Here is a 6,824-nt window from a genome sequence, read left to right as displayed (position 1 = left end):
CGCGGACGACCCGGGGGTGAAGTGGATCGAGGTCGAGATGGCCGGGGGATACAGCCGGGCCGGGAAGGAATGAAGCGGACGGGCCAAGCGGTGACCGCCTAGCGGCGGGGACGCGGCGCCGGAGCGCACCGCAGCGCCGGATACGCGGATGCCGGAGGCGGTGTGCTGGCAGTGGCGGACGTGGCCTGCCGGACGCGGGTATGCCGGACGTGGATGGTGCCGGAGGTGGATCGTGCCAGGTGCGGGTATGCCGGGGTGCGGGTATACCGGGGTGCGGGTGTGCCGGGGTGGATGTGTTGAGTGTGGGTGTGCCGGACGCGGGGCGCGGGGTGTGTCGGGTGTGGATGTGTTGAGTGTGGATGTGTTGGGCGTCGGTGCGCCGGGTGTAGCGAGCGCGAGTTGCCGAACGCAGGCGGCAACGCACGGGCGCAGATGACCGGACGCTGGTGGCGGTGCGCGATGGGCTGCGGTGGTGCGGAGCTGGAGCTGCGGGCGGTGCGGGGCCGGCTGCGGATAGCGCGGGGCCCAGCTGGGAGTAGTGCGGGGCCGACTCGGGGTAGTGCGCGTGGTGGGTGGGGACCAGGCGCCGGGCGCGCGTTGTCCTGGCCACCTCGCGTGCTGTCCTGGGCGCCTGCTGCCACGCTGGGCGCCTGATTCCATGGGCGCGTGAGGCCAGAGGCGCGCGAGGCTAGGGTGAAAGATCAAGTGTCGGCGCCTGGGCGGCTTGGGCAAGGCCTGGTACGCGCGGCATGACGCGGCGGATCAAGCGGCGAATGGCTGGTGCCGAGGACGCGTGCGGGACGCGCCGGTTATCAGGTGCGCCACTCATCGGGGTGCGCCGGTCGCCGGCTGCTGAGCATCCGCTGACGGGTCGCGGTTCGTCGGACCATGGCGGAGTGCCTGGTCGGCGGGCAACGGTCGTGGGTCGCCCAGGTACTCCGATCGACCGCCGTCGGATGTGGCAGTCGTCAGGGGCGTGTCGGAGGCAGGCCGGTGAGGCTCGGTGGCCTGCTCACGCAGGGTTTCACGGCCAGGCCAGCGGGACGGGGTCGGGACGGCAGTGGATCAAGCGGTGGTCAGGCGAGCCATTCACGGGTGGAGGTGGGTGGGGTGGTGGAGAGGCCCTGGTAGTCGATAAGGCCGGTGCGGAGGGCGGTCATCAGGGCCTGGGCCCGGCTGGAGGCGCCGAGCTTGTCGTAGAGGCGGGAGACGTAGGTCTTGGCCGTGGAGTGGCTGATGTGGATGGTGCCCGCGATCTCGGGGATGGACAGGCCGTCGCGGAGCAGGGTCAGCACTTCGCGTTCGCGCGGGGAGAGTGCGAACCGGGCGTCGCGTTCGCGGCGGCGGGTGAGGGCGTCCAGGAGGCCGGTGGCGGTGAACGAGGTGGCGGCGACGTTGGCGTGGCGGATGGCGCTGAGGACCTCGACGACCGGGGCGGTGCGGGTGACGAAGGCGGAGGCGCCGGTGTCGAGGGCGCGGAAGAGGACGTCGTCCTGGTGTTCGGAGGCGAGGACGACCAGGCCGAGGTCCGGGTAGGAGGCGCGCAGGCGGCGGGCCAGGGCGATGCCGTCGCCGTCGGCGAGGGTGGCGTCGATGAGGACGACGTCCGGGCGCAGGTCGGCGACCAGGGCGGGGGCGGCGGCGGCGGAGCCGGTCTCGCCGACGACGTCGATGTCGGGGTGGGCGCCCGCGAGCATCGTCAGGCCGTACCGCGTCAGTGTGTCGCTGTCGACCACCACGGTGCGAATCACCACAGACCACCTTCCCCAGCACAACCCATCACCCGTACGGGCGATGACACTGGTGACTGTCGGTTTACCGCCGACCGGGGTTACACCCGATCCGAAACTGTGTCGCAACCGTCGGAGCAAACCCCCAGGTCAGCGAACGTGCTATGGAAAACGCTGGTCAGATCGATATGTGTCGGTCGATCGGCGGACACGTGTCGGCCGGTCGGCCTGCCGACTCGACCCGTCCGGCCGCTGCCGCCGAGGCCGTCGGAGGAGCCACGCTCTGTGACTTCCGGAGTGAGGGAGCAGGGTGGGCGCGCATATCGTCACGGTCGTCTCGGGCAGGGGCGGCTGCGGGAAGACCACGTTCGCCGCCAACCTGGCCACCGTGCTGGCCGACCACCACCGCGGCCCGGTCTGCCTGGTCGACCTGGACTTCACCGCGGGCGCGGTGGCCGACCAGTTCGACGCCGAGGTCGACGAGGGCGGGGTGCCGGACGCGGGCGTCGCCACCCGGCTCGGGCGCGGGCTGTACGCCGTGCTCGCGCCCACCGTGCTCGGTGACCCCGGCCGGATGCCCGATCGGGTGGTCAACGAGCTGCTCGCCGGGCTGTCCACCATGTACGCCTACGTGGTCGTGGACACGCCGTCCACCATGAACAAGCACGTGATGACCGCGTTGGAGTACGCCCACCAGCAGATCCTCGTGACCACCCCGGAGCGTCCCGCGCTGCGCGGGCTGCGGCAGCTGCAGGACACCCTGGACACCATCGACCACGACCCCGCCCTGCGCACGGTCGTGGTCAACCGCGCCTACCCGGACAGCGGGATGACCGCCGACGAGATCGAGCGCGGTGTGCGCGGCCCGGTCGCGGCCTGGCTGCCCGCCGCCCAGGAGATCCCGATGTCGGTGAACCACGGCGTGCCGCTGGTCCGCGTGTCCCCCAGCCACCCCTACACCCGGATCCTGCGCGAACTCGCCCGCGACCACGTCGACCGGCCCTGACCCGGGGTCCCCTGGCCGGGTGGTGACGACGTGCCCGGCCGGTGGCCCGGTCGTACCCTCCGAACCGGGTACACGGTGCGGCCCATTCAGCGACGGGAGAGGTCATGACTCGGATCGGGATCATCCTCGGCAGCACGCGCCCCAACCGCAACGGCGAGCAGGTCGCGCACTGGGTGCGGGATATCGCCCAGCGGCGTGGGGACGCCGAGTTCGAGCTGGTGGACCTACGCGACTATCCGCTGCCGCACCTGGACGAGCCCATCCCGCCCTCGCTCGGCCAGTACCAGAACGAGCACACGAAGGCGTGGGCGGCCACGATCGCCTCGTTCGACGGGTTCGTCATCGTCACGCCGGAGTACAACCACAGCACCTCGGGCGTGCTGAAGAACGCGATCGATTTCCTGTTCAAGGAGTGGAACAACAAGGCCGTCGGGTTCGTCTCGTACGGCTCGGTCGGTGGCGCGCGCGCCGTGGAGCATCTGCGGCTGATCGCGGGTGAGCTGCAGATGGCGGACGTGCGGCAGCAGGTGGCGTTGTCGCTGATGACGGAGTTCGAGAACTTCAGCGTGTTCAAGCCCGGCGACTACAACCTGCCCGCGTTGACCACCCTGCTCGACCAGGTCATCGCCTGGAGCACCGCCCTCGCCCCGCTGCGGCAGGCGGCGACCGCCTGCGTCTAGCCCCGCTACGAGGAGAACGCCCCGGAGTCGAGTTCCGCCGCGATGAGGTGGGCGGCCGCGACCACCAGGTCGTACTCGCCGCGCAGCAGCGGCAGGGTGGACTCCGGGGCGGGCAGGGTCGCCGAGCGGGCCTGTTCCTCCAGCACCAGCAGCAGGTCGGCCAGCCGGTTCGCGCCGATGTTGGCGGCCGCGCCCTTGAGCGAGTGGGTCTGGGTGGCGGTCTCCTCGGCGTCGCCGCGGCGCAGCGTGTCGCCCAGCTCGGCCAGCGCGGGCAGCGACTTGCTCGCGAACGAGGTCAGCATGCGGGCGATCAGCGCCCGCTCCGGCTCCGACGGGTCCGGCCCGGTCAGCTCCTCCAGCCGCTCTCGGATGGCGGCGGCCCGGTCGGCGATCTCCGGATCGTCCGGCGCCGCGGCCTGCACGGACTCGACCGGCTCGACCGGCCGCGCGGGCACCACGACGGCCTCGACGGCGGCCGCGTCGCTGTCCAGCCTGGCCTGCGGGATCTCCGCGGTCAGCTTGCGCAGCACCTCGCCGAGGTCGACCGGGCGGACCGGTTTGGGCAGGTAGTCGTCCATGCCCGCGGCCGTGCACGCGTTCCAGTCCTCGACCAGCACGCTCGCGGTCATCGCCACGATGTGCGGCTGCCGGTCGGCGGGCAGCTCGGCGCGGATCGTGCGGGTCGCCTCCAGCCCGTCCATGATCGGCATCCGGACGTCCATCAGCACCACGTCGTACGGGCGCAGCCGCACCGCCTGGACCGCCTCGCGGCCGTTGGACACCATGTCCGCCCGGTAGCCCAGCTTGGCCAGCATCAGCTGCGCGACCTTCTGGTTCACCAGGTTGTCCTCGGCGACCAGGATGCGCAGCGACGCCGCCCCGACCGGCGCGGGCCCCGGCTTCCTGGCCTGCTCGGCCGCCGACTGCGCGCCGCTGAGCAGCCGGTGCAGGGTGGTGCGCAGCGTGCTCACCCGCACCGGCTTGGTCAGCACCGACTCGAACAGGCCGCGCTGCTCCCCGGTCAACGGCACCGTCACGCTGCTGAGCAGCATCATCGGCAGGCCGCCCTGGCCGAGCAGGTCGCTGATCGCGTTCGCCAGTGCGATGCCGTCCATCTCCGGCATCTCCATGTCCAGCAGCGCCACGTCGAAGTGCGCGCCCTTGCCGAGCAGCTCCATCGCCTGCGGGCCGGAGGCCACGTCCACCGAGCGCAGCCCCATCTCGGCCAGCTGCGCGCGCAGCACGCTGCGATTGGTGTCGTTGTCGTCCACCACCAGCGCGGTGCGGTCCGTCATCACCGCCGCCCAGCTTGGCTGCAGGTCGCCGCCGTCGACGGTGGGCGAGATCCGCAGCAGCGCGCTCACGGTGAAGGTGGAGCCGATGCCGGGGGTGCTGGTGACGGTGATGTCGCCGCCCATCGCGGTGGCCAGCCGCCTGCTGATCGCCAGGCCGAGGCCGGTGCCGCCGAAGCGGCGCGTGGTGGAGGCGTCCACCTGGCTGAACGACTGGAACAGTCGCGGCAGGTGCTCCGCCGGGATGCCGATGCCGGTGTCGCTGACCACCGCGAACAGCCGCACCATCGGCTCGCCGGGGCCGGGCAGCGGCTCGGCCCGCACGTTGATCGCGACCTCGCCGCGCGCGGTGAACTTGACCGCGTTGCTGAGCAGGTTCAGCAGGACCTGCCGCAGCCGGGTGGCGTCGCCGCGCAGCACCGGCGGACAGGACGAGTCGACGTAGCCGATGAGCTCCAGCTCCTTGTCCGAGGCGGACACCGCGACCAGGGCCAGCGCGCTGTCCACGCAGTCGGCGATGTGGAAGGAGGCGTCCTCCAGCTCCAGCTCGCCCGCCTCGATCTTGGAGTAGTCCAGGATCTCGTTGATCACGGCCAGCAGCGCGTCGCCGCTGTCGCGCACGATGCGCACCAGCTCCTGCTGCTCGGTGGTCAGGTCGGTGTCCAGCAGCAGGCCGGTCATGCCGATCACGGCGTTCATCGGGGTGCGGATCTCGTGGCTCATGGTGGCCAGGAACGCGGCCTTGGCCTTGCTCGCCGCGACCGCCTGTGCCCGCGCCTGCTCCATCGCCTGCATCGACGCGTTGACCGCCATCGCCATCTGTTCGAGTTCGACCGGTCCGCCGACCACCGCGCGCTCGGCGGTGTTGCCCGCGGTCACCTGCCGGGCCGCGGCGGTCACCCTGGCCACCGGGCGGGTCACCTTGCGGGTGATCCACATCGCCAGGCCCCCGGCGACCAGCGCGACGCCCAGGGTGACGGCGAGGATCAGCGCGCGGGTCGCGTCGCCGCTGTCGGTGCTGACCTGCAGCCGCAGCGCCAGCAGCTGCTCCTCCTCGCGGCGCATGTCGGTGAGGATGTCGTCGATGGTGGACATGTCCCGCATCCCGCGCCCGGACGCGACCAGCGCCAGTGCCGGGGCGGCCCCCTCGGTGGTGTACAGCCTGATCGTCTCGTCCAGCTCGTCGAGCTTGTCCGCGACCACCGGGCGCAGCGACTCCAGCAACTGCCCGGTGCGTGAGGCGTCGTCGGTGAGCGCGCCCAGGGTGTCCATGGTCTGGCCGATCTGGGCGACCGCGGACCGGTAGGGCGCCAGGTACTGCTCGTCGCCCGCGATCAGGTACCCGCGCTGGCCGCGCTCGGCGTCCTGCACCTGCTGCCACACCTGCGCGATCTGGGCCAGCACCTGGTGGCTGCGCTCCACCGGCGCCCGGTCCTGCATCAGGGTGCCGATGCGGATGAAGGAGTTCAACCCCACGATCAGCATGCCGCCGATGGCCAGCACGTAGCCCAGGGTGAGCAGCCTGCCGACCGTCCACCGCCAGACCCCGGTGTGCTCCGGCCCGATGTCGGGTTCGAGGGCCTCGCGCAGCCCGGCGGGCAGGACCGGCTCGGCGGGCCCGGTGCCGATCCCGGTGTCGTCCATCGGTCGGTTGTCCATCGGTCGGTTGTCCATCCCGGCGTGGGTCACCCGCCGCCGTGGTCGGTGAGCAGCTGGTTGACGCGTTCGATGAGCACGTTCGGGCTGAACGGCTTGAGCAGGTAGTCGTCTGCGCCGCTGGACAGGCCCGCGGCGATGTCGGTCTGCCTGCCCAGGCCGGTGAGCAGCACGACCGGGCTGTCCCGGGTGGCCTCCGCCCGGCGCAGCGCCGCGCACACCTCCAGGCCGGTCATCTCCGGCAGGGTCACGTCCAACAGGAACAGGTCGGGCACGCCCGCCTCCACCGCGTGCAGCACGTCCGGGCCGGTGGCCACCGAGGTGACCTCGAAACCCGCCTGCTCCAGCTTGAACGTGACCAGGTCGTTGAGGTCCGGGTCGTCCTCGGCGAGCAGAATCCGCGCCACCGCGCGTCCTCCTTCCCCCGGCCCCGGCGCGCGGCGGGGTGCCCGCGTGCCGG

5 protein-coding genes are annotated in these 6,824 nt (G+C 71.9%); 2 read left to right on the top strand and 3 right to left on the bottom strand.

What is annotated here, in order from left to right; translation table 11 throughout:
* Positions 1-1,076 precede the first annotated feature (1,076 nt).
* Positions 1,077-1,751, bottom strand: coding sequence for a response regulator transcription factor (locus tag C503_RS38085; RefSeq protein ID WP_018681199.1), 675 nt, complete (start codon positions 1,749-1,751; stop codon positions 1,077-1,079).
* Between the two features lie 289 nt (positions 1,752-2,040).
* Here C503_RS38085 and C503_RS0105550 point away from each other — a divergent pair, with 289 nt between their 5' ends.
* Both C503_RS0105550 and C503_RS0105545 read left to right on the top strand, forming a co-directional pair.
* Positions 2,041-2,736 carry a CpaE/TadZ family protein gene (locus C503_RS0105550; protein ID WP_018681198.1) on the top strand — a complete coding sequence of 232 codons (696 nt, stop codon included), beginning with the start codon at positions 2,041-2,043 and terminating at the stop codon, positions 2,734-2,736.
* A gap of 104 nt (positions 2,737-2,840) precedes the next feature.
* The gene (locus C503_RS0105545) at positions 2,841-3,416 is read left to right on the top strand and encodes an NADPH-dependent FMN reductase (protein WP_018681197.1); all 576 of its coding nucleotides are present in this window, start codon (positions 2,841-2,843) and stop codon (positions 3,414-3,416) included.
* 5 nt (positions 3,417-3,421) lie between these two features.
* Here C503_RS0105545 and C503_RS38080 read toward each other — a convergent pair whose 3' ends face one another.
* A complete protein-coding gene (locus tag C503_RS38080) occupies positions 3,422-6,367 on the bottom strand; it encodes a hybrid sensor histidine kinase/response regulator (RefSeq protein ID WP_169514498.1) in 2,946 nt (981 codons plus the stop codon).
* Between the two features lie 26 nt (positions 6,368-6,393).
* Entirely contained in the window at positions 6,394-6,771 is a 378-nt protein-coding gene (locus C503_RS0105535) for a response regulator transcription factor (protein ID WP_018681195.1), read from the bottom strand.
* Positions 6,772-6,824 lie beyond the last annotated feature (53 nt).

The sequence above is a fragment of the Actinokineospora enzanensis DSM 44649 genome, from assembly GCF_000374445.1.
Taxonomy (GTDB): domain Bacteria; phylum Actinomycetota; class Actinomycetes; order Mycobacteriales; family Pseudonocardiaceae; genus Actinokineospora; species Actinokineospora enzanensis.
This window is presented reverse-complemented; position numbering and strand designations above follow the sequence as displayed.